At 42.7% G+C, this 25,756-nt stretch carries 19 protein-coding genes; 18 read left to right on the forward strand and 1 reads right to left on the reverse strand.

Going from position 1 to position 25,756, the window contains the following annotated elements; translation table 11 throughout:
* Positions 1-67: 67 nt before the first annotated feature.
* From tmk to WKT03_RS01620, 8 genes are all read left to right on the forward strand, one after another.
* Entirely contained in the window at positions 68-694 is a 627-nt protein-coding gene (tmk, locus tag WKT03_RS01585) for a dTMP kinase (RefSeq protein ID WP_117822480.1), read from the forward strand.
* 19 nt (positions 695-713) lie between these two features.
* Positions 714-1,706 (forward strand): DNA polymerase III subunit, encoded by a 993-nt coding sequence (locus tag WKT03_RS01590; protein ID WP_021944362.1) that lies wholly within the window; start codon positions 714-716, stop codon positions 1,704-1,706.
* Positions 1,706-2,614 carry a PSP1 domain-containing protein gene (locus WKT03_RS01595; protein WP_118482851.1) on the forward strand — a complete coding sequence of 303 codons (909 nt, stop codon included), beginning with the start codon at positions 1,706-1,708 and terminating at the stop codon, positions 2,612-2,614. The genes WKT03_RS01590 and WKT03_RS01595 overlap by 1 nt, the downstream gene beginning before the upstream one ends.
* Positions 2,604-3,362, forward strand: a complete 759-nt coding sequence (locus tag WKT03_RS01600; protein WP_340390817.1) for a tRNA1(Val) (adenine(37)-N6)-methyltransferase — start codon at positions 2,604-2,606, stop codon at positions 3,360-3,362. The genes WKT03_RS01595 and WKT03_RS01600 overlap by 11 nt, the downstream gene beginning before the upstream one ends.
* A 24-nt stretch (positions 3,363-3,386) precedes the next feature.
* Positions 3,387-4,226 carry a 16S rRNA (cytidine(1402)-2'-O)-methyltransferase gene (gene rsmI / locus WKT03_RS01605; RefSeq protein WP_117784633.1) on the forward strand — a complete coding sequence of 280 codons (840 nt, stop codon included), beginning with the start codon at positions 3,387-3,389 and terminating at the stop codon, positions 4,224-4,226.
* Positions 4,227-4,329: 103 nt separating this feature from the next.
* The gene (locus WKT03_RS01610) at positions 4,330-5,082 is read left to right on the forward strand and encodes a prepilin peptidase (protein ID WP_118663534.1); all 753 of its coding nucleotides are present in this window, start codon (positions 4,330-4,332) and stop codon (positions 5,080-5,082) included.
* Positions 5,083-5,223: 141 nt separating this feature from the next.
* On the forward strand, positions 5,224-6,858 hold the full coding sequence (locus tag WKT03_RS01615; protein WP_117784635.1) for a class I adenylate-forming enzyme family protein: 1,635 nt from the start codon (positions 5,224-5,226) through the stop codon (positions 6,856-6,858).
* Positions 6,859-6,984: 126 nt separating this feature from the next.
* A complete protein-coding gene (locus WKT03_RS01620) occupies positions 6,985-8,253 on the forward strand; it encodes a diaminopimelate decarboxylase (RefSeq protein ID WP_340390869.1) in 1,269 nt (422 codons plus the stop codon).
* Between the two features lie 117 nt (positions 8,254-8,370).
* On the opposite strand, the gene WKT03_RS01625 is transcribed toward WKT03_RS01620, so the two are convergent.
* Positions 8,371-8,889 carry a peptidylprolyl isomerase gene (locus WKT03_RS01625; RefSeq protein WP_021944557.1) on the reverse strand — a complete coding sequence of 173 codons (519 nt, stop codon included), beginning with the start codon at positions 8,887-8,889 and terminating at the stop codon, positions 8,371-8,373.
* A 144-nt stretch (positions 8,890-9,033) separates the two neighbouring features.
* On the opposite strand from WKT03_RS01625, the gene mltG reads away from it, so the two are divergent.
* The 10 genes from mltG to scfA all read left to right on the forward strand — a co-directional run bounded on the left by mltG (position 9,034) and on the right by scfA (position 25,705).
* On the forward strand, positions 9,034-10,086 hold the full coding sequence (gene mltG, locus WKT03_RS01630) for an endolytic transglycosylase MltG (protein WP_340390818.1): 1,053 nt from the start codon (positions 9,034-9,036) through the stop codon (positions 10,084-10,086).
* A gap of 142 nt (positions 10,087-10,228) precedes the next feature.
* The gene (locus tag WKT03_RS01635) at positions 10,229-11,983 is read left to right on the forward strand and encodes an FHA domain-containing protein (RefSeq protein ID WP_117784637.1); all 1,755 of its coding nucleotides are present in this window, start codon (positions 10,229-10,231) and stop codon (positions 11,981-11,983) included.
* Positions 11,984-12,105: 122 nt separating this feature from the next.
* On the forward strand, positions 12,106-13,956 hold the full coding sequence (locus WKT03_RS01640) for an FHA domain-containing protein (protein WP_340390819.1): 1,851 nt from the start codon (positions 12,106-12,108) through the stop codon (positions 13,954-13,956).
* Positions 13,957-13,986: 30 nt separating this feature from the next.
* Entirely contained in the window at positions 13,987-14,757 is a 771-nt protein-coding gene (locus WKT03_RS01645; protein WP_021944561.1) for a PP2C family protein-serine/threonine phosphatase, read from the forward strand.
* 12 nt (positions 14,758-14,769) lie between these two features.
* Positions 14,770-16,920: a protein kinase domain-containing protein gene (locus tag WKT03_RS01650; RefSeq protein WP_340390820.1), complete on the forward strand. Its 2,151-nt coding sequence runs from the start codon at positions 14,770-14,772 to the stop codon at positions 16,918-16,920.
* Positions 16,921-16,925: 5 nt separating this feature from the next.
* Complete coding sequence (locus tag WKT03_RS01655; RefSeq protein ID WP_340390821.1) at positions 16,926-17,768, forward strand: hypothetical protein; 843 nt, start codon at positions 16,926-16,928, stop codon at positions 17,766-17,768.
* Between the two features lie 15 nt (positions 17,769-17,783).
* Positions 17,784-24,269: an Ig-like domain-containing protein gene (locus WKT03_RS01660; protein ID WP_340390822.1), complete on the forward strand. Its 6,486-nt coding sequence runs from the start codon at positions 17,784-17,786 to the stop codon at positions 24,267-24,269.
* A 65-nt stretch (positions 24,270-24,334) separates the two neighbouring features.
* Complete coding sequence (locus WKT03_RS01665) at positions 24,335-24,991, forward strand: HAD family hydrolase (RefSeq protein ID WP_340390823.1); 657 nt, start codon at positions 24,335-24,337, stop codon at positions 24,989-24,991.
* A 115-nt stretch (positions 24,992-25,106) separates the two neighbouring features.
* Positions 25,107-25,469, forward strand: a complete 363-nt coding sequence (locus WKT03_RS01670; protein WP_340390824.1) for a TIGR04086 family membrane protein — start codon at positions 25,107-25,109, stop codon at positions 25,467-25,469.
* Between the two features lie 86 nt (positions 25,470-25,555).
* Complete coding sequence (gene scfA, locus WKT03_RS01675; protein WP_008401634.1) at positions 25,556-25,705, forward strand: six-cysteine ranthipeptide SCIFF; 150 nt, start codon at positions 25,556-25,558, stop codon at positions 25,703-25,705.
* The last annotated feature ends 51 nt before the right edge of the window (positions 25,706-25,756 follow it).

Raw genomic sequence — 25,756 nt, forward strand, 5'->3', positions numbered from 1 at the left:
TTCAGATGTTTAGATGACGATCATTCATTTACAAATATGATTAAACACATAAAGGAGCATGGAATATATGCAGGGAATATTTATAACGATGGAAGGTCCGGACGGAGCCGGTAAGACAACACAGATCGAACTGTTAAAGGATTATCTGAATAAAAAGGGATATGATGTACTTATCACCAGAGATCCGGGCGGAAATGCTGTCAGTGAAGCGATCCGTGAGGTCATTTTGAATAAAGATTTTACAGAGATGGGATATATGACAGAGCTGTTATTATATGCAGCAGCGAGAGCACAGCTTGTAAAGGAGAATATCAAGCCGGCATTATCTGCAGGCAAAGCAGTTATCGCAGACCGTTTTGTGGATTCATCAGCCGTATATCAGGGAATCGGACGGGGACTTGGAATTGATACCGTTTATAAAGTAAATGAATTTGCCTTGCAGGGCATCCTGCCGGATATGACATTTTTAATGGACCTGGATGCAGAAGTCGGTATTGCCAGAAAGAAAAATCAGGCAGAGCTTGACCGTATGGAACAGGAAAGTCTGGACTTCCATAAGAAGGTTGTTGAGGGTTATAGAAGTCTTGCAGAAATGAGTCCCGATCGTATCGTAAAAGTCGATGCAGCTTTGCCAAAAGAGGCAATACATGATATAATAACTTCGTATGTAGAAAAATGGCTGGCAAGACCATAGCATAAGCAAGGAGAATAGCATGATAGAATTTTCTGAAATTATCGGACATGAGGATATAATCCAGCATTTTAAGAGAAGTATAGAGATGGGAAAGGTATCCCAGGGCTATATCATAAATGGAGAAGAAGGCAGCGGAAAGAAGACTCTGACGCGTGCCATAATCAAGACTCTGGAGTGTGAAGAAGGCGGAACGGAACCATGCTGCAAGTGCAAATCATGCAAGCAGATGGATACGGATAATCAACCGGATGTTACATGGGTCACACATGACAAGCCAAATGTGATCTCGGTAGAGGAGATTCGTGATCAGGTAAATAAAGATATAACGATCAAACCGTATAGCAGCCGGTACAAGATCTATGTGATCGACGATGCACAGCTTTTAAATGCAAATGCACAGAATGCTCTGCTCAAGACAATCGAGGAGCCACCGGAGTATGCGATCATTTTCCTGCTGACCAGCAATATTGACAAGATCCTTCCGACGATCATTTCCAGATGTATCGTACTGAATATCAAGCCTGTCAGAGAGCGGGATGTACTGGATTACCTGATGAATGAGCTGAAGCTTCCAAAGGAAAAAGCAGATTTCTGTATGGACTTTGCGCAGGGAAATCTGGGTAAGGCGATCCGGCTTGCGACCAGTGAAGAATATAAAGAGATCATAGAGGATGTAACAGGAATTCTCCGCAGGATCCCGGATATGACAGTCGATGATATTATATTTGCGATCAAGAATATGAACCATCATAAGCTGAAGATCAGTGATTATATTGATCTGATGATGATGTGGTATCGTGACATCCTGATGTTAAAGATCACAGGAAATGCCGGACGACTGATGTTTAAGGAATATTATACAGATATCCGCAAACAGTCAGCTCATATTTCCTATGAGGGTATCGAGAATGTTTTAAAGGCGATGGATAAGGCGAAGATCCGTCTGGAAGCAAATGTTAATTTTGATGTGGCTATGGAACTTATGCTTCTGACTATAAAGGAGAATAAATAATGAAAGAGATCATAGGAGTCCGGTTCAGACCGAACGGCAAGATTTATTTCTTCTCACCGGGAAATCATGATGTAGAATGTGGACAGTTTGTTATCGTGGAGACTGCCCGTGGCGTTGAATTCGGCAAAGTGGTTCTGGGAAAGAGAAATATAGACGATGGCAAGATCGTATCTACTTTAAAGACCATCATAAGAGTAGCTACAGATGAAGATAAGAAGAAAAATGAAGATAACAAGGAAAAGAGCAAAAAAGCATTTGTGATCTGTAAAGAAAAGATCGCAAAGCATAAGCTTGATATGAAGCTGATCGAGGCGGAGTATACATTTGATAATAACAAGGTGCTGTTTTATTTTACAGCAGATGGAAGAATTGATTTCCGTGAGCTGGTAAAGGATCTGGCATCTGTATTCAAGACCAGGATCGAGCTCCGGCAGATCGGTGTCCGTGATGAGACCAAGATGGTCGGCGGTATCGGTATCTGCGGCAGGGAGCTGTGTTGCCATAAGCATCTTTCGGAATTTGTTCCGGTATCGATCAAGATGGCAAAGGAACAGAATCTGTCTCTGAATCCGACAAAGATATCCGGTGTGTGCGGCAGGCTGATGTGCTGTCTGAAGCATGAACAGGACACATATGAATACTTGAATGAAAAACTTCCAAATGTTGGCGATTTTGTCCGTACAACAGATGGAAACAAAGGTGAAGTCTTATCTGTAAGCGTTCTTCGCCAGAAGGTAAGAATTGTTGTTACGGATAAGGATGACAATAAAGAGGTTATGGAATATCCGGTCAGTGAATTAAAATTCAAGCCGAAGAAACGCAGAAGTACAGAGCGTATCAGCGACGAAGAATATAAGGCATTGGAAGCACTGGAAGATAAGGGAGGGAAATCCAAGTTTGATGATTGATCTTCTCCCTGATGAACGAATCAATGATCTGCAATGCAAGGGACATCAGATCATACAGAATCCGAATATGTTCTGCTTTGGTATGGATGCGGTGCTGCTTGCAAATTTTGTAAAGCACAGACGGGATGGCATGTACATGGATCTGGGAACAGGAACCGGTGTGATACCCATCCTGCTGGCGGCAAAAGAGCCGTCTGACGGCACCTGCCAATTTATCGGTCTGGAGATTCAGGATGCCTGTGCAGAGATGGCTGGAAGAAGTGTCCGATTAAATGATCTGGAACAAAAGGTTCGAATCGATCATGGAGATATCAGAGAGGTCTCCTGTAATTACAGGAAGGCCTTTTTTGATATTGTGACATCGAATCCTCCATATATCAGCGGAAATCATGGACTGACGAATCCGGATGAACCGAAGAATATTGCCAGACATGAAATCTGCGTGACGCTTTCGGATGTGATCGAAGCAGCAGCATATCTGCTGAAGCCGGGCGGCAGTTTCTATATGATACACAAACCATTCCGGCTGGCGGAGATCTTTGAAGGGCTGCTTGCAAATGGATTGGAACCGAAGCGGATGCAGCTCATTCATCCATATATTGATAAAGAACCGAATATGGTGATCGTAGAGGGCGTAAAGGGCGGTAATTCCAGAATCAAGATCGAGCCGCCGCTGATCGTCTATAAAGAACCGGGCGTTTACACGGAACAGCTTCTTGCCACGTATGAAGGAGAAGCAAAGAAATAAAACAGACAGAACAGGAGAATCTACATGGCGGGTATATTATATCTGGTCGCTACACCAATCGGGAATCTCGAGGATATGACATTCCGGGCGGTGCGTACACTGTCCGAAGTGGATCTGATCGCAGCAGAGGATACGAGAAACAGTATCAAGCTGTTAAACCATTTTGAGATTAAAACGCCAATGACCAGTTACCATGAATTTAATAAATATGATAAGGCGAAGGTTCTGGTGGACAAGCTTCTTGCAGGAACAAATATTGCTGTTATAACCGATGCAGGAACGCCGGGTATCTCGGATCCGGGCGAGGAGCTGGTACGGCAGGCACTTGCAGCAGGAGTAACCGTAACAGCTGTACCGGGGGCATGCGCCTGTATCACGGCGCTGATCTCATCGGGATTGCCGACCAGACGGTTTACATTTGAAGCATTTCTGCCACAGGACAAGAAAGAAAAGGCAGAGGTTCTTGCAGGATTAAAGGATGAGACCAGAACGATGGTGATCTATGAAGCACCACACCGGCTGCAGAAGACACTTGCGGAATTATTTAATACACTTGGTGACCGCAGGATCACACTTTGCCGGGAACTTACGAAGCGGCATGAAACAATCGAACAGTTTCTGTTGTCGGAAGCGATCGCTTATTATGCAGAGCATGAGCCGAGAGGTGAATATGTGATGGTGATCGAGGGCATGGATGTGGCTGCGGCAAAAGCAGAAAAGCAGCAGGAATTTCTTTCGATGACGATAGAAGAACATGTTGCCATGTATGAGAAACAGGGCATGACGAAGAAGGATGCGATCAAACAGGCGGCAGCAGACCGTGGCGTTCCAAAGCGTGAAGTATATAATGTGGTTATGCGATAGAAATAAATAGTTGTAAAGTTCATGCCGGAATGAATCATGTGAGATAAAAATGGTGATTTGCAGGCAATTATAAACAGATGAAAGGTGAAAGGGGTATAAGCATATGACGTGGTTGGAGATATCAGGAACAGTTGGCAGGGTGGCAGCCTGCCTTGGATTTTTTATTGCAGGTATGGTGATCTTCTATCTGCTGACAAAGGTGATCTACCGGATACCGGAGAAACAGCAGTTAGAGCGGCTGCATGAACCGGGAAAGTTCAGAAATGCAGGGATCGTTATATTTGGTGGTCTGGCAGCAGTTTTATTTACCGGATTTTTCGGAATGGGGTTACAGGGGATTATTTATTTCCTGTTTCTGGCGGTTCTTACGGTAGTGACCTTTATAGATATGGATACCATGGAGATCCCGTTTATACTGAATGTCATTATTTTCGTGATGGGTGTGGTATCTCTGATCCTTCAGTTCGTGTCCGATGCAGCTCCGGGATCTGAGTTCCTTGCAATGGATGGGGTTACGATCGTATCCAGACTGATCGGTATGATCTGTATCAGTCTTCCGTTATATCTGATCGTTCTTATTATTCCGGAAGGCTTTGGCGGCGGAGATATCAAGCTGATGTTTGCTGCCGGCTTCTTGCTTGGCTGGAAGGCAACAGTAGTTGGTTTCTTTATCGGACTGATCCTTGGCGGAATCTATGGCGTGATCTGTCTGGTTCGCAGAAGCCATGGTAAAAACGATCATTTTGCATTTGGTCCTTTCTTAAGCGTAGGTCTGGCTATTACATTATTCTGTGGAAATAATCTCATGAACCGGTATATTGATTTCTTGAAAGCAGCAATGAACCCGGAGATGTAAAGAGATAAATCCCGAGCTGATATTATTTATAGAAAAAACTGCTTGTGTATTCGGATGAGATTGAGTATACTAAAGGGTATGGATGTTTAACGCGTTAAAGCGTTTGAGCGAAAAAGTTGTAATATACGGAGGAATATAGGTATGCCAATTATAGATTATCTGGAAAGAAATGCCAGAGAATTTGGGGATGATGTAGCGCTGGTTGAGATTAATCCGGATGTCACAGAGACGAGAAGAGTGACATGGAGAGAATATGAGCTGATCGAGGCGAATCCAACCTGTCAGTATAGACGGGAGATCACATGGAATGTATTTAACGAGAAAGCCAATCGTTTTGCAAATCTTCTGGTTTCCAGGGGAATCCAGAAAGGAGATAAGATCGGTATCCTGATGATGAACTGTCTGGAATGGCTTCCAATCTATTTTGGAGCATTAAAGACAGGAGCTTTGGCAGTGCCGCTTAATTTCCGTTATGATGCAGAGGAGATCAAATACTGCGTAGAGCTTGCGGATGTGGATGTACTTGTATTTGGACCTGAATTTATCGGGCGAGTTGAGACAGTTGTAGATGAGATCGCAGAGAAGCGTATTCTGTTATATGCCGGTGGCAACTGCCCAACATTTGCAGAGGACTACGACAAGCTGACAGCAAACTGTTCCAGTACCTTTGAAAAGAGAGATATTAAAGACAGTGACGATGCAGCGATCTATTTCTCATCAGGAACAACAGGTTTTCCAAAGGCAATCTTACATAACCATGAGAGCTTGATGCATGCAGCTACAGTTGAGCAGAAGCACCATGGACAGACAAAGGATGATGTATTCTTATGTATTCCGCCTTTATATCATACAGGTGCAAAGATGCATTGGTTCGGAAGCCTGATCACAGGCGGAAAAGCAGTTCTGTTAAAGGGTGTTAATGCAAAGACGATTCTTCAAACTGTATCCGATGAACAGTGTACCATTGTATGGCTGTTAGTACCATGGGCACAGGATCTGCTGCTGGCATTAGAATCAGGTGAAGTAAAATTATCAGATTATAAGCTGGATCAATGGAGACTGATGCATATCGGAGCACAGCCGGTTCCACAGAGCCTGATCAAACGTTGGAAAGAATATTTTCCACATCACCAGTATGATACAAACTATGGCCTGTCAGAGTCTATCGGACCGGGTGCGGTACATCTGGGCGTAGAGAATATCGATAAAGTTGGTGCAATCGGCGTGCCGGGATATGGTTGGCAGGTGCGTATCGTAGATGAAGATGGTAAAGATGTGAAGCAGGGAGATGTTGGAGAACTGCTATTAAAGGGACCTGGCGTTATGACCTGTTATTATAAGAATCCGGAAGCAACGGCTGAAACATTAAAGGATGGATGGCTGTATACCGGAGATATGGCAGAGCAGGATGCAGATGGCTTCATCTATCTGGTTGACCGTAAGAAGGATGTTATCATCAGCGGTGGTGAGAATATTTATCCGGTACAGATCGAGAATTTCCTGAGTAAATATCCAAAGGTCAAAGACGTAGCAGTTATAGGACTTGCAGATCCACGACTTGGTGAGATCACGGCAGCGATCATCGAGACAAAGGACGGTGTGGAATGTACCGAAGATGAGATCAATGAATTCTGCAAGGAGCTTCCAAGATACAAGAGACCAAGAAGAATTATTTTTGAGGATGTACCGAGAAATGCAACCGGTAAGATCGAGAAGCCGCTCCTTCGTAAGAAGCATAAGAGCGATAACCTTGTTGCAGCCGAGAATAATGCATAAAGAGATCACAGATCGTGGTATTATACAGATAAAGAATGCAGAACCTGATATGTATTCTTTACAAATCCAGATGTGTGTGCTTAAATATATAGTCGGAATTACAAAATACAACAGGAAGGTAAGATGATCATGAAGACACCATTTGTAACAAAAGCACAGGTTGATGAGATGATTAAGAAATACCCAACACCATTTCATCTTTATGACGAAAAAGGAATCAGAGAAAATGCAAGAAAGTTATATCAGGCATTTTCATGGAATAAGGGATTTAAGGAGTTCTTTGCGGTAAAGGCAACCCCAAATCCTACTATTCTTCGTATTTTAAAGGAAGAAGGATGCGGTACAGACTGCTCATCACTGACAGAGCTTATGATGTCAGATAAACTGGGATTTACCGGAGACGAGATCATGTTTTCATCCAATGATACGCCGGCAGAGGAATTCATCCTTGCAAAGAAGCTTGGTGCAACGATCAATCTGGATGATTTCACACATATTGACTTCCTTGAAAAGACAGCAGGAATTCCCGAGAAGATCTGCTGCAGATATAATCCGGGTGGAACCTTCTCTATTTCCACAACGATCATGGACAACCCCGGAGATGCCAAGTATGGCATGACCAAGGATCAGATCATTGAGGCGTATCGTATCCTGAAGGGCAAAGGTGTAAAGAGATTTGGAATGCATGCATTTCTTGCAAGCAATACAGTGACGAATGACTACTATCCGGTTCTTGCAAGAACCTTATTTGAGGTAGCAGTTGAGATTAAGGAAAAGACAGGCGTAAAGCTTGACTTTATCAATCTGTCAGGCGGCGTAGGTGTTCCGTATACACCGGATAAAGAGCCGAATGATATCCTTGCGATCGGCGAAGGCGTAAGAAAGGTATACGAGGAGATCCTGGTTCCTGCAGGAATGGGTGACGTAGCCCTTTACACAGAGCTTGGACGATTCATGTTGGCTCCTTATGGCCATTTGATCACAACAGCGATTCATGAGAAACATACACACAAGGAATATATCGGTGTAGATGCATGTGCAGTTAATCTGATGCGGCCTGCCATGTATGGTGCATATCATCATATTACAGTTCTTGGTAAAGAGAATGAACCATGCGACCACAAATACGATGTAACAGGTTCGCTGTGTGAGAATAATGATAAATTTGCGATTGATCGTATGCTTCCAAAGATCGATATGGGAGATGTTCTGGTAATTCATGATACAGGTGCACATGGCTTTGCAATGGGATATAACTATAACGGCAAACTGAAATCCGCAGAGGTTCTCCTCTGTGAAGACGGCAGTACCAAACTGATCCGCAGGGCAGAGACACCGGATGATTATTTTGCTACATTAGACGGTTTCTGGGATGTAGATTTGAACGAAAAATAAGAGTGCTTAAGCCTGCTGAAAGTTGCAGTGACGGTCATAGAAAAAACATAAAAAAACAGCCATTTTGGAGAAATATGTGTTTCCAAAATGGCTGTTTTAGTTTATACTGAATTTTAGTCAGGCTTTTTCAGGTTCCGGGTAATCAATACCAAATGTGTCAACAGTTACGGAAGCCATTTTCTGTTCTTTTACAGGACGATCACCGTAAGTTGTTCGGGTTGTTGCAATCTTATTTACAACATCCATTCCTTCGATTACTTTGCCAAATGCAGCGTATGCACCGTCTAAATGAGGAGCGGCCTTGTGCATGATAAAAAACTGGGAACCTGCAGAATCCGGTCGCATGGAACGAGCCATGGAGAGAACACCTTCAGTGTGCTTCAGGTCGTTCTTGAAACCATTCTGTGAGAATTCACCTTTAATGCTATAGTTTGGTCCGCCCATTCCGGTTCCTTCCGGGCATCCGCCCTGAATCATGAAACCATTGATGATACGGTGAAAGTTCAAACCATTGTAAAAGCCTTTTTTTACGAGTGAGATAAAGTTATTAACTGTATTAGGAGCAATGTCCGGGTACAGCTCAGCCTTTATAACATCACCGTTTTCCATTGTAATTGTTACTATTGGATTTGCCAAAATAAATCGCATCCTTTCATTTATGATGAGGCTATCATATCATTACAGGCTTTACAAAGTCAATGTTGGATGCATTGTTTTGGGTTGGGGTATATTTTTTATTGGGGAATAAAAAGTTACAAACAGAAAAAGGAGAAACGCAGAGTGAAGAACGGAAAAGGTATTAAGGTAATTATTGTATTGGTCGTCGTTATTGCCCTTGTTGTGATAGGCGGATTAAAGATTAAAAATGTCTATGATGGATTTATGGATGAGTACAAGGGGACGGAGAGCGCATCGGGAACAGATGTAACGATCGAGATTCCGGAAGGAGCATCGTCAAAGAAGGTGGCAGCGATCCTGCATGACGCCGGACTGATCAAGTATGAATATGCATTTGTATTACGAGTGAAAGAATCAGAATACAGAGGACGGATCCAGCCTGGGACATTTACTTTGAATACCGGAATGAGCACACTTGAAATGATAGAGGATCTTTGTTATGTAGAACCTGTCAAGGAAGTCGTTGATACATTGACAATACCGGAAGGTTACAGTATTGAACAGATCGCAGCAAAATGCGAGGAACATGGTATTTGCAGTGCAGATGAGTTCCTGAATGAAGTAAAGAATGGGAACCATCAGATCCCGTTCAGTACCGGAGATATGAATACAGATGGTGTGAAGTATGACCTTCAGGGATATCTGTTTCCGGCAACCTATGATATTTATGAAGATACGACTGCGGCAAGTCTGATTGATACGATGCTGGAAAAATTCCGGAGCGTTTATACCTCAGAATACAGTGCCAAGGCAGCAGATCTTGGATATACAGATTATCAGATCCTGATCATGGCATCAATCGTGGAACGTGAAGCAAAGATTGACAGTGAGAGACCAATCATTGCAGGTGTTATCTATAATCGTTTAAAGATCGATATGATGCTTCAGATGTGTCCGACGGTTCTGTACCCTCTGACAGACGGAATGTATGATAAGTCAGAGGTTACTTATGATGATCTGGAGATCGAATCACCATACAACACTTATAAAAATACCGGACTTCCGGTAGGACCGATCTGCAATCCGGGTCAGGCATCGATAGAGGCTGTATTATATCCGGATGAGAACGATTATCTATATTATCATACCAGTGATGCCGGAGATGGAAGCCATATCTTCTCATCCACATATGATGAACATATTAATACGCAGTAATGTATTGGGCAGATTGCCGATTTCTTTTTAAAAAGACTTGCGATATATGGTGAAATTATATATACTTATAGAGTATGCATGAACAATGGGATAATTTGTTACCTTATATGCACAGCAGAACGTGTGATAGGAGGATTGTTTGATGAGAAAAGTGAATTTCAAAGTAAGAAATATAGGCTCTGAAAAGTATTTGTCTTATGTTTTGGATGATGAGACAGATCTGGATGAAGAGTTGCTTGATTACCTTGATGATAATAAAATTGCAGAACTCATTGATATCATTTATGAAGAAGATGATGAGAATGATTATCTTACATACAATATAACGGACAGAACAACAGTTGGAGCACTCCTTTCAGGCACGGTACATGCAGAGATGATGCTGGGTATAATCAGAGGGGTTGCATCAGGAATTATGAATATGCGTGATCTGGGAATCCCTGTTTCATATGTTATTCTGAATAAGGATTTTACATATGTAAATCCGGTGACATTTGATGTAAAGATGATCTGTATTCCGGTAGGATCGGATGTGGCAGCAAATGCGGAATTTAAGGCTTTTGTAAAAGACCTGATTCTGAATGCAACATATGCGGACGATGAAGATTGTAATTATGTTGCTAAGCTTATAAATATGCTGAATGTAGAGAAGTTCACGATCCGTGGTTTTGTAAGTCAGATCACAGAGCTGATGGAGGCTGCCGGATTACAGGTAGAAGAAGAATTTATGGATGTTGGAGATTCCGGCGTGGAGGTTTCTCAGGGTGTGGATATTCCACAGGGTGATACCTCTCTGGATGATCTTCCGGAATTTAAGGATATATCATTTGACGATGATGACGATGATGGCCTTGAGATGTACGAGGAAGAACCGACAGAAGAGAATACGATCTTCAAAGATCTGGATTTGAATGCAGATGTTGACAGCGCACTGAATTCTGTAAATATGGATCTGTTCGATGAGAGTAATCTGGAAGAGCTTACACTGGATGAAGATGCAGAGTTAGAAGAAACGGCTCATGATGAGGCAGAACCGGAAACAGAAGAAGCAGAGGCAGAAGATATTAAGCCTGCGACAGAGATTCCGATAGAGACACCGGAGGAGACAGAAGAGTCAGAAGGTATGACAGAGATGCTGACGGGTGCTGATCTGGCGGACATCGGTGAAGAAAAGCCACATGCATTTAATATCAAGGAGATTGCACATACTGCTGAGGGTGTGACAGAGATTTCTGCTGAAAGTAAGATGGAAGAAAAACCGGTATTGATCGATACTCAGGATCTGGATAATCTGATCGAGAAACCACCGGTTATGAAGAACATAAGAATCAACCGTGCAAAGATCATTCAGAAGGCTTCTGTTGAGATGGAGGATGATGAGGTTATTGATAATCCAACGGAGCAGATTCGGGGAGCGGGTGACGTAGATGAGGCGGATGCAGTAGAGCCTGAAACTCTTACAACACCGGTTCCTGTTGAAGAAAAGGAAGAGCCTGAAACAGGAGCGACCGGAACAACGGTTGAACTTACAGGTGGCATGAGTGTTGTACAGGATCAGACACCGGAGGAAGAGAAGAAACCTGCACCGGGTGTGCCGAAGGCAATGCCATATATTATCCGTGTAAACACAAAGGAACGTGTTATGGTAAATAAGGCAGTATTTAAGCTTGGTAAGGCAAACCGTGGTGTTGATTTCACAATTGACGGAAACGGTGCGATCAGCAGAGTACATGCGATCATTTATCAGAGAGATGACGGTTGTTACCTGAAGGATAACAAAGCGACAAATGCTACACTGGTAGATGGCGTGAAGCTGGAAGAAGGTCAGGAAGTTAAGCTTAAGAATGATGCGACGATCACAATCGGCGGAGAAGATTTCATTTTCAAATTAAGCTAATATATATTATCACCCGGATCGGGTGAACACGAGCAGGTAGGAATACCTGCTTTTGGTGTATACATGGAAAATAATTATCCGGACAGTATTGGGATTTCCGGATCATGAATGGAGAGAGGGACATGAAGAAGAACAAAGTATTACTTACAAAAACGGGAGATACATATAACTGCAGATATGTGCTGGATCAGACTGATATTATTGATGAAAAGGTAGATAAGGGTGTGAGTGGAAAATTTCCACAGATCATACCGTGCAGACTGGAAGAGAAAGATAATCAGAGAGAATTTATTTATGAGATTGGCAACAAGGTACAGTTGACCGAGTTCCTCAAGAAAGAGATCAACAAGAAGCAGATGCTGACATTACTGTATAACCTTTTAAGCGGTCTGGAAGCATTTGGAATGAATATGATCTCATTAAGCTATGTTGCCAAGGATATCCAGTATGTGTTTGTTGCTCCTGAGAGCCTGAATGTTTATTTTATTGTTGCAGGTGTCGATAAGGAGATCACGGATCTGAATGAGGTTCGCAATTTTGTAAAAGATGTTATCTGTAATGCACATTATTTTGAGATGGATCGGGATAATTATGTAGCAAGACTGATCACATTTACGAATAAACTTGGAACATTCTCAGTTGGTGATATGAAAGAATTTGTCAATCAGCTTCTGATTGATATGGGAATCCACATAGAGGAAGAAAAGAAAAAAACAGAGAAAAAAGAAGAAAAAACTGCAAACGACAAGGTAAGCCGTATTGGTGTTATGCAGAATAATGCAAAGATGGTACAGCCTGGTGCTTCTGCCAGAGGATCAGTGCCACCAATGCCAAACCGTCAGGTACCACCGATGCCGAACGGACAGCCAATGCCGGGACGGCCAATGCCAATGCAGATGGGACCGGATGGCAAGCCAATGAACGGACAGCCAATGCCGGGACGGCCAATGCCAATGCAGATGGGACCGGATGGCAAGCCAATGAATGGACAGCCGATGCCGGGACGGCCAATGCCAATGCAGATGGGACCGGATGGCAAGCCAATGAACGGTCGGCCAATGCCGGGACGGCCAATGCCAATGCAGATGGGACCGGATGGCAAGCCAATGAACGGACAGCCGATGCCGGGACGGCCAATGCCAATGCAGATGGGACCGGATGGCAAGCCAATGAACGGTTGGCCAATGCCGGGACGGCCAATGCCAATGCAGATGGGACCGGATGGCAAGCCAATGAACGGTCGGCCAATGCCGGGACGGCCAATGCCAATGCAGATGGGACCGGATGGCAAGCCAATGAACGGACAGCCGATGCCGGGACGGCCAATGCCAATGCAGATGGGACCGGATGGCAAGCCAATGAACGGTCGGCCAATGCCGGGACGACCAATGCCAATGCAGATGGGACCGGATGGCAAACCAATTGTGCCGCCAATCCCAAATCGTCCGGCATCATCAATGCCGGAAAAGAAACCGGAGGCAGCACCGGTACCACCGATGCCGGAGAAGAAACCGGAAGCAGCACCGGTACCGCCGATGCCGGAGAAGAAACCGGAAGCAACACCGGTACCACCGATGCCGGAGAAGAAACCGGAAGCAGCACCGGTACCACCGATGCCGGAGAAGAAGCCGGAGGCAGCACCGGTACCGCCGGTTGAGGAGAAGAAGCCTCAGGTGCCAGTGCCGTATCTGTTAAGAATAGCAACAAATGAAAAAATATATATAAATAAACCGGAATTTTCAATAGGAAGATCTGCAACCAAAGCAGATTATACAGTAACAGACAATTCAGATGTCAGCCGGATCCACTGCATCATTGAGAGAAAGAATGGTGTCAGCTATATCAGAGATAATGCCTCCACAAATGGTACATTTGTGAATGGACAGAACATAGCTGGACAGGAAAATGTATTTTTGACAAATAATGCAAAGGTTTCTCTGGGTGATGAAGGTTTCATTTATTTTGTCAGATAAGGATATGGGGATAATAATCAGGAGAAGCGTATGAAATATAGAGCGGCATATCACACAGATGTGGGTATAAAAAAGAAAAATAATCAGGACTCTCTTGCAATCAAGATTGCAGAGACTCCGAATGGACAGGCAGCCTTTGCGATTATCTGTGATGGCATGGGCGGACTGGCAAAAGGAGAGCTTGCAAGCAAAGAGGTCATAAATGCATATTGTGGCTGGTTTGAACATGATTTTGTAAAACTGGTCAGAACAGGAACATTTAATACAGCGATCTTGAAGGAGCAGTGGGATCGCATAGCTGTAACAGAGAATGAAAAGCTGAAAGCATATGGTGAAAGCCGGGGAATTATGATCGGAACCACGTTGTCAGCCATTCTTATGTATGAGGACAGATATTATATTATACATGTGGGCGACAGCCGGGTATATGAGTTGACAGATAAAATGGAGCAGCTTACACAGGATCAGACATTGGTTGCAAGGGAGATCGCAGCAGGAAGACTGACCCCGGAGCAGGCAGAAACAGATAGCAGACGAAGCATACTGTTACAGTGTGTAGGCGCATCACCGGTAGTGGAACCTGATTTTATCAGAGGTTATATTACACAAAATGCATCTTATTTGTTATGTTCGGATGGATTCAGACATAAGATAAGCGGAGATGAGATTATGGCGAAACTCAGTCCGCTGGCAGCACCAGATGAAGATAAGATGAAAGAGGGCTGTATTTTTTTAACAGATCTTGTAAAGTACAGGAAGGAAACAGACAATATAACAGTATTGCTGGTCAAGGCTGAGTAGTGGGGAGATAAGATGACAGAATTAGGAACAGTATTAGATGGAAAATATGAAATACTGAAAAAAGTTGGTCAGGGTGGAATGTCAATTGTTTATCTGGCGATGGATAACCGTCTGAATAAACAGTGGGCTGTAAAAGAGATAAAGAATGATGGTTCCAAGAGTGTAGAAACACTTTTAAAAGGCTTGGAGCGCGAAGCAAACATCCTGAAAAATGTGGATCATCCGGTATTGCCTCGAATCGTTGATATCATAAATGAGAATGGAACGATTTATGTAATCATGGATTTCGTAGAAGGTAAGCCGTTAAATGAAGTTCTGAAGGCAGAGGGTGCACAGAAGCAGTCCGATGTAATTGAGTGGGGTCGTGCGCTTGCCAGTGCACTTGATTATCTGCACTCCATGAATCCACCGATCATATACAGAGATATGAAACCATCCAATGTTATGTTAAAGCCGGATGGTTCAGTAAAGCTGATCGATTTTGGAACAGCAAAAGAGTACATAATTGAAAATAACGCAGATACGACAGCACTGGGTACCAGAGGATATGCAGCACCGGAGCAGTTCGGTGATGCGCAGGGACGTGGTATCTATAATACTGATGCCAGAACGGATATTTATAATCTGGGTGCGACGCTATATCATCTGGTAACCGGAAAGAATCCATGTGAGCCACCATATGAGATTAAACCGATCCGTCAGTGGAATCCAATGCTTTCATCTGGTCTGGAGCAGATCATTATCAAGTGCTGCCAGTCTAATCCAAATGACAGATATCAGTCCTGTTCAGAACTTCTGTATGCGTTGGATCATTACAATGAGTTGGACAATGAGTACAGAGCAAAGGCAAAGAAAAAGCTGGTCACATTTGGCGTGATGGCAGGATTATCCCTTCTGTCTGTTGGCTGTGCCATTTTTGGCGGGGTAAAGAAGAATGAGATCAAGGAGAAGAACTACAGCAACAAGATACTGGAGGCAGAGGATGCGCTGCAGGATAATGATATAAATGGAGCAATCAAGATCTATAAAGAAGCAATTGCTCTGGATGAATCATCCTCAGATGCCTATCTGGGACTTCTTGATACGTATGCATATTATTATGATATGGATCAGAACACTGACACTGTGTCCGAGAACGTGGACAGTGGAGCAAAATTAGGTGTACGTTACGTCACCAAGTATATTGACAAGGTAAATGCAGATGTTGTCTATGAGGTTGCGATCATTTATTACAACGAAATCCAGGATTACAAAGCTGCAATGCAGTATTTTAATCAGGTAAATGATTCGGCAAACTTCCCGGATGAGACAGCACAGGCTGCATACTATTCGGCAATTTGCGAGAATAAGATCAAGAAGAATTCCAATTTTGCAAACAGTAAAGAGAATCTGGTTAATTTTGAAACTTATAACAGTGAGGAACTGGAAGATACAAATCCAAGCAAATATGTAAATTATCTGAATATCGCTTCTATCTATGTTGATAATCTGGGAAGTGATACGGCAGATATGCCGCAGAGAACGATTGCATTGCTGACGGAGGCAAACGAAAAGCTGGATGAAAACAGTACAGCACTTTCCAATGCACTTCCGGAGGATCGTAATGTAAAATATTACACGGCACAGTATGCGAGAATCCTGTATTCCGTATATTCCTATCAGGCAAAGAATACAAATGTAGATGCAGAGAAGGAAAACTATTATCTGAGTGCAATCGACTCACTTAACCGTTATCTGGCAAGTATCGATATCACGGATCCAAATCTTCCGGATACAACAAAGAAATCATATGTAAAATATATGAAGGAAGAAGCGGAAACTTACATAGCGCTTGAAAAGATCAGCGACAATAAGGATTATTATGATCAGGCTGAAAAGGTATACAGTTCCGCAGAGAGCAGCATGGGAACGGTTGATAATGCAGCCGATATTTATGTCAGTCATCTGACATATCTGTATGACCGGTATTCCGGAGAATACGGATCCAATCCGAAACGCTGGAAGCAGGATGGCATCCAGAAGATCAAAGCGGTATACGATGCGGGCAGTAAGATCAATATTCTTGCCTCCCGTGGTAATAATGAATGGAACTCGTTGATCGTAAACTCTGCAATTTCTGATATTATAAATGGAAATACTGCAGTGACAGGGAGTGAGGAGTGATAACAATGAATGAAACGATATGTAATGTAATGTTATTCGGCGGTATAGCTCTTGCAGTTGTCTTTGCAGTGATAGCAGTTATATTATTTGTAAAACTGGATATCCCGAAGGTGATCGGAGATCTTTCCGGAAGCACAGCCAGAAAACAGATTAAAGAGATCCGCGAAAAGGGTTATGAAAGCTTACAGGGAAGCGGTGCTTCCAAAAAAGATGCGATCAAATCAAAGGGCAGTACCAGTAAGATCGAGGTGCGTGATATCAAGGGCAAGTCAGCATCCGAAGAAGTTTCCAGGAAAGGAAATGAGAGATATAAGAAGGCTGTGGATGAGTTGAATAAGAGCAGAAGCCATCATCATACCAGACTGGAAGAAGCAGATTCTGAGAAAGCAACCGATATCCTGAGACCGGAAGAGGATTACGAAAAAGAAACCGACATCCTGAGACCGGAAGAGGATTACGAAAAAGAAACCGACATCCTGAGACCGGAAGAGGATTACGAAAAAGAAACCGACATCCTGAGACCGGAAGAGGATTATGAGAAAGAAACTGATGTCCTGAGATCAGAGGAGGATTATGAAAAAGAGACCGATGTTCTTCGGGCGGATGATGAATATGAGCGTGAGACTGATATTCTGACATCAGAGGATGAAGCAGATGCGGCAACGGATGTCTTAAGTACAGACAGTGATGCAACAGACGTATTAAGCACCGATGATGATGCAACCGATGTTCTCACTATGGATACAGAAGCTTCTGACAGTAGTGAGACCGATATACAGGGTGAAGAAGCTGAGAAATTCCCACTGTTAGTTGATGTTGTTGTAGTTCATACGGATGAATCGATATAGAAGGGAGTGACCAAAATGAAGAAAAACAAATATTTACATCGTTTTGTGGCTTTGGTCATGACGGCGGTTATGCTGTTATCACTGGTGGTAATTGATAACAGAATCGGAATGAAAGCAGAAGACGAATATACAAAAGAAGTGATCAATCTTGAAACGTATATTCCCCAAAAAGTTACATATAAGAAAAATAAAGATGGAAGCGTAAAGACAGGCAGTGTAGAAGAGGTTGAGATTTCTGTTCCGGAAGAGACTGCTGTCACATTTAAGGGTGACTACCTGATGCAGGAACTGGATGCATCTGATAAGAAGCAGATTATAGCAACATCCTGTGATGCATCTGATAAGAAGACCACAAAGCAGGCTTCGGAGATCGAGGAGATTCGGATCACAGATTCAGAGGATGAATATCAGTATGCAGTGTATAAAGCAGCAGATGAGAAGGATACTTATGAATTTGCGGGGATAATACGTGTATATGGAGAAAATGCTGAAAATGGGGATAATCTATCTGTTGCTGGACCAACTATGCATATTTCAGCAGAGGCGGGAAATAAAAGCATTCCACAGATAAATGATAAAAATGGAGATAGTTTTTATTATGCTGAAAAAGGGGATGTTGTGTCTGTAAAGGGGTATGTGTCAGATGGAACGGAACAGGTTGACGGATATATAAAACAGACACCGGAAGATCCGGCGGATATTGTTAAACTTACATATACATTAAATGGTGGAAATGAGAAAGAAATACCAATCGGTAAAGATGGTGGAGCCTTTGATGTAAAGGTTCCGGAATCCGGATCATATGTATTTACAGCATATAGCAGGGAAGGAAAAAAGGTATTTATTCCGGTGACGATCCGGTATACTTCAGATATTCGGATTCAGGATGTAACGGTAGATGAAGATTCTGAATTAAAGATTACGGAAGGGATACTTGGTGAGTTCCTGAATAAAAAGGGTGATGGTATTCGTGTAACGGTATCGGCGCTTGAGGATATAGGCGACAGTAATTTTGCAGATCTGGATCTGGAATATTGTTTTGTGAATGGAACGACCATGAATAACTGGCAGTCGGTATGTATGGATAAAGATGAAGATACCGGTATCTGCAGTAAAACGGTATTGATTCCGAAATCGTCTGTAGCAGGTGCGGATTATAAAGTAATCTTCAGAGTCACAGATCATATATATGAATCTATCGGTACTTACAAATTTGATGAAAATGGATCATTTGTATATATCGATGAAAAAGCACCAGAAATTACAAAGGGCTCTTTCCGTGGCATAAAGGGAAACGATAGTGCAACGATTTCGATCCAGAATTATACATATGATGCAGATACATGGTTCAGTGGTGCAGAACTGACAGGAGTAGCGGCAGTTGAGGATTATGCACCGATCGATACGGCAAGGATCAGCCTTGATGGTGAGATCATTGAAACTGTAACAGATATATCAGCAGATGCAAATCAGTATTCTTATATATATGATGATATTACGATTTCCGAACTGACAGATAAAGCAGGAAAACATACAGTCTTATATGAAGCAGTAAACCGTCTTGGTCAGACCGGTACCAAAGAGATCACATTTAATCTGGATACAAAAGCTCCACAGGCACTTATCCTGAGTCAGGCAAATGGTGGTGTATCACTGCAGGATCAGGCAGAATATACTGTAACAGCCAAGACAGGAGAGACTTTGATATTCCGGATTTCTGATGCTGACAGTCAGATCGATACGGCTAAAACAAAGGTCTATGTAAATGGTGAGGAAGTTACATTGACCGGAGATGAACTGTCACTGCCGGATGTTGGTGTGTATAAAGTAACACTTGACGCATATGACTGTGCCGGAAATACAACAAAGAAAACGGTAACCGTTTATGTGAATAAAGAAACATTACAGGATTCTTTGACAGTTTCCTCCGAGGGGAAAACAATAGATGCAAAGGATCAGGCACTGGTATATGCCGGACATAATGGAAGTGCAACAACGGTTACATATAAAGTAACAGGTCTGGATCTGGATGCCGATGATATTGTAAAGACGGTAACAAGAAAGGCTCCGGATTCCGCAGCGTCTGCTGCCGGTATTGAAGTAGCACCGTCCAGAACAGATATATCAGCAAATGGAAATCTGAAAACCGTTACACTGACCTATGATCTGACGACAGAGGGTGTGTATGCATTCCACTTTACATCAAAGCATCATTATGTGGCTGCGAATGAAGATGCAAACACAACGGATGCATCCATTCAGGTGTTATATGACAAGACAGCTCCATCAATAGCAGCAATGGAATTTGCCGGAGCAAAGGCATCAGCAGATGGTATTTATTATTTCAGTAAAGATCCTTCCATTCATATAACGGCTGAGGATGCGTTTTCACTGGGTGATTACAAGGTCACAGATCAGGTGGGAAATACCATTCTTACAGGAAATATAGCTGCGAATGGGGATAAAACATTTGATAAAACACTTGTATTAACAAATGGAATTGAAGAGAATAAGATTTATACGATCATATTCTATATCAGTGATAAATCAGGAAATATTGCAACAAAATCCAATGAAAATGGGGTTGCATACCGGTTTGCGGTTGATACTGAAAAGCCAGCGGTTGATATTGCAGATAAAGAATCCACAGACAGTCTGAAGCTTACGCAGTACTGGAATGGTTCAGATGTAACAGTAAAGGCGTCTGCATCTGATAATTTTCTGATCAGCAGGATTACTGCATCAGCAACCTGTGACAGTAAGGCTGTTGCAGATCAGGAGCAGAAGATGGATCTGGAGGATGAAACGATCGGCCAGACCATGAATGCATCCTTTATTTACAAAAAAGCCGGTGTATATGAAGTTACAGTAACAGCATATGATGAGGTTGGCAACACAAAGACTGCAAAGTGTACCTTTGTTATCGACAATGAACTGGCAGATATCAGCTTCTCCGGTATTCCGGTAAGTGGTGTTTATAAAAATGATGGTACACAGACGATTACAGTTAAGGCAGCAGATGATTATGGCATCGCAGCTTCCGATGTGGTTGTGAAGGTAGTGTATGAAACTTACGACTATGATGCAACGACAGGTGCCGGAGTAAAGGGTGAAGAGATCATCACAGCAAAGAACAGCTCGGATCAGACAGTTACAGCTACGATCAAAAACTGTAAGGTTATTGATGGAAAGCCAATGAAATATTACATTGCGGTAAGTGCAACTGACAGATCCGGCAACAGCTCAGAAAAGAGAAGCAAGACCTTCTATTATGATCCATATAAACCGGAAGTAACGGTAGAACCGGCAATCGCAGGTACCGGAACAAAGTATTATAATGACAAGGTCAGATTCAATATTACAGTGGCAGAGCAGTTTGAACTTGGCGCAAATGTATATGTGTTAAATACAGACGACTATAAGAACTGTAAATCAGAAGCCGATTATGCTGCAAAAGCATATAAGACATTTTCTTATAAAGATGTAAAGCAGAAAACATTTGGTTTCACTGTATCAAAGGCTGACCGGTATAAATGGACGGTTGTAGCAGTAGATGCATCCGGAAATGCAGCAACAGTATCCGATATCCGGTTCACGATCGATACAGAGAAGCCTCTGGTCGAGATTGAAGGTGTTCCGGATGACAAGAAGTCAACCGGTACAACGATCCGTGTTGTGATCACAGATAATGAGAGACTGGATCCGGAAAGCTTTAAAGTCGTTGAGTGTTATAAATATTTTGATGGTACAGAATACATTGAGAAGGAACTCAAGATCAAGCAGGTAGGTGCAAAGGAATTAGAGGCATCTGCATACTGCGGACAGAAGAGCGGCAAGGCATGTTCTTATGTATTTAAGGTAACCGGTAAAGACAGAGCCGGAAATGATGTGGAATATGAAATCAATGATTCCAGATTCAAGGTCGATTCCACACTTCCGGATATCGTGCTGGATCGCTATCCGGATTCTGAGAATGATGGTTACTACAACAAGAATGTAAGCTTCAAGTTCACAGTAACAGAGCAGTTTCCATTAAAAACGAAGATCACAGTAAGTGATAAGAACAAGGACGTGAATGGAGACGAAGATGAGACATACATTCTGAATGAGACAACCGGAACTTACACAGTAAAGAGAAAAACACCTGGTGTATATAACCTGACGATCAAGGCAGTGGATGCATTTGGAAATGTAAACTATGTAAGAGATATTAAGTTTGTGATCGATAAGGAAAGCCCGGTAGCGACAATTGAAGGTGTACCGGAGAATGGTCTGACACAGGGTACAAATGTGAAGATCACAGTTACAGATAATCAGAAGCTGCTGTTGAAGGATTTCCAGATCACAGAGTATTACAAATGCTTTGATGAAAGCAAATATACACAGAAGAAGCTGGCGATCAAGAAGGTGGATGGCAAGACACTGGAGGCTTCTGCATATTGCGGTCAGAAGAAGGGAAAAGCCTGCTCCTATTACTTCAAGGTAACAGGAACGGATAAGGCAGGCAATAAGGTTTCATACGATATAGCAGGTTCCCGCTTCAAGGTAGATGCAACAAAGCCGAAGGTAACGATCACACCACGGCTGGAGCAGACAAATGACGGTTATTACAATAAAGATATCGCATTTGACATAGCAGTAGAAGAACAGTTTGCTGAAACACACAAGATCGTGGTTTCCGATAAGAATAAAGATACAAATGGTGATGCGGATGACACTTTCACAATGAAGGGAACGAGCGGAACCTATACAGTGAAACGGAATGCACAGGGAATTTATAATCTGAAGGTTACAGTTACGGATGCATTTGGAAATGTAACAGAGGATGAGGCTGCATTTGTAATTGATAAGACAAAGCCTACGATCGGAATTGCAACTGTGAATAAGCTGAATAATGGAAATGTAGCACTTAATGTGAACCTTGCAGATAATTATAAAGGAAAGTCCTATACCGTACATGTAAAACGGAAGGATGCTTCCGGTGCAGTTGCATATGACGGAGATTACAGAACAGTAGAATGGAATAACACTTCTGTAAATCCGGAGATCGTATTCTCAGATGAGGGCGATTATGAGATCACTGTTTCTGCGGATGATAAGGCTGGTAATGAACAGATCGCAGAGAATGTATCCTTCCGGATTGATAAGACAGCACCTGTATTATCGATAACAGGTGTTGCAGATTCACAGAATACATCCTGTACGGCGACACTGACAGTAAATGAGGCATTTGCATTCTCTTATGATGGAGAAGCAATGAACAGTGCTGACATTACGGCAACGATCACCAAAAAGACGGATGGAACAGGAGCATCAACAGTTGCAACCTTAAATACCGGTAATTTTTCATCCGGTAATCCGCATACTGCGACCTATACCTTTGATGAAGATGGTGAATATACAATCACTTTTAATGCAAAGGACATGACAGGTAATGTTGCAACGGCTGTTACTAAGACATTCAAGGTAGATAAGACAGCACCAGAGCTTAAGGTATCAGCAGTGAACAGCAAGAACGGTGTCGTAAATGAGTATGAGACAGTTGGTGGAAGCTCTGTAAACAACACAGATTATGTAGATATGAACATAGAAGTAACAGAGTCCTTCTTTGCTTCGAATAAGGTAAATATATCTGTACAGAAGGATGGCGAGGACGTATCTTCCTCTTACTTTACAAACTTTGGCAGTAATGCGGCAGTCAGCCGTGGAAGCCAGAGATTTGATGAGGATGGTGTATATACCATAGCAGTTACAGCAGAAGATGCACTTGGCAACAAGGCAGATGATTACAACATGGTATTTACGGTAGATAATACACCGCCAACAATTGACAAGACTGCAAAGATGGCTGAATTTACTGAGAGAAGATCAGAAGATGGAGAACTTCTTCTGAACAGTCAGGATTTTGCGGATATCAAGGAAAAGGGATATGATGCACTCTGGTCAGTTAATGATACATCTGTATTTAAGGCAAGTGTAAAGCTGGATGGTATTGATTTTGTAGATTTCTCAGATCTGACAGATGGATATCATACAATGACGATTTCCGTTACCGATGAGGTTGGTCATGTGACAACTGAAACATTTGACTTTACCTATGATGGAACAGCACCTCGTATCATTATCACAGGCGTTGATGATAAGAGCGTTGTAAGAAATCCGTTTACCATGAAGATCGGTCTGGAAGATGCAGATGATATGCTGACAGAGATCGTGATCAACGGAGATACTATTGATCCGGCACTGTATGAGGATACGAATTCGTATGAGTTCCAGGTTGAGAACTATGGTAATTATAAGGTTCGGGTATCTGCAAGAGATACAGCGGGAAATGTTACATCGACCTATGACAGTGCAACAGATGAGGTATTCTCCTTCCAGTTAAAGGAAAAGACATCACCGATCCTGATCGTTATCATTATTCTTGCAATTCTTGCAGTTGTGGCAGTGATCCTTCTTCTGATCATCAAAAAAAGAAGAAACAGCCACAGCAGTAAATAAAACATGACTATAGAAAGAAAGGGACCACGCCCGAACAGGCGTGGTCTTTCAATGAGGTGACATAAATGGCATTAAGAGCGGTAGCATTTGATATGGATGGAGTCCTGATTGATTCCGAGAAGGTATACAGAATGTGCTGGTTGAAGAATGGATTGTCCATCGGTATCCCGGAGAATGAGATGTCGAAGATCTGTGACCGGATGGCAGGTGGAACCAAGAAGACAAATGCACATGTGATGAAAGAAAAGATGGGCGAAGATTTTGACTATCTTGCATTCAGACAACGTACAGTGGATATGGTCGAAGCATATATGAATGAGCATGGCGTTGAATTAAAGCATGGCGTGATCGAGACACTAAAGACTTTAAAGGAAAGAGGAATCAAGATGGCGGTTGCAACTTCGACGGATCGGGAACGGGCAGAGGATAAACTGGTTCGAAGCGGATTGCTTCCGTATTTTGATGATGTGATCTGTGGGGATGAGATCGAGCGCGGAAAACCATATCCGGACATCTATCTGAAAGCCTGTGAGAAGCTTGGTACGAAGCCGGAGGAGACAGTTGGGGTAGAGGATTCCATTAATGGTGTGACCGCCTCCCATGCGGCAGGCTTGTATACTCTCATGGTGATCGATCTGATCCAGCCGGACGAAGAAACGAAGAAGAAAGCAGACCGTATCAGCAACGATATATTTGAGCTGACGGAATTATTTGAAGACTGATGAAGCAGTTTGACTTCGAAAATGACATCTGAAAATGATCGATATAGCAGAATAGAGAATGATCTCTGGAATGAAAGAAACCCTTCCGGCATATAGTAGTGTCAGGAGGGTTTTTATGATTACTGGACAGAAAATTTTCAGCCTGTTAAAGGCACTTGCGGTATCTTACATAATAACGGCAATCCTGTTGCTTGTAACGGCATTCCTCATGTACAAGCTGGGACTGGGTGAGACGGTGATTCATCTGAGTATTATCATCATTCATGGCATCTCTGTATTCCTTGGCGGTTTTCTTACCGGCAAGATGGTAAAGGAGCAAAAATATATCTGGGGATTGATGCTCGGAGTGTGCTATGTGCTGGTGATCGGTATTGTATCTTTCATTATGAACGGTACAATCCACATCTCTGCCGGAGGGACATTGACGAATGTGATCCTGTGTCTCGCAGCCGGAATGCTTGGCGGAATGCTGGGTTAGAGACAAGTTTTTCGTAAAAATACTTTGACTTTAAAGCATGTTGTGTTATAATTTCGCTATATGACATAAAAAGGAGAAGTGTACCTATGAAGAGAATAAAGACACTCACAAACAGAACAATGAAGAACACAATGGTTAAGGGCGGATGCGGCGAATGCCAGACATCATGTCAGTCAGCTTGTAAGACATCATGCACAGTCGGAAATCAGAGCTGTGAGAATGCTGAGAACAAGTAAGAGATCATTGTAGACAGACAACCACAAAGGGGACCGTCAAACAAATGACAG

Source organism: Coprococcus sp. HCN-4056 (genome assembly GCF_037892645.1).
Classification (GTDB): Bacteria; Bacillota; Clostridia; order Lachnospirales; family Lachnospiraceae; genus Coprococcus; species Coprococcus ammoniilyticus.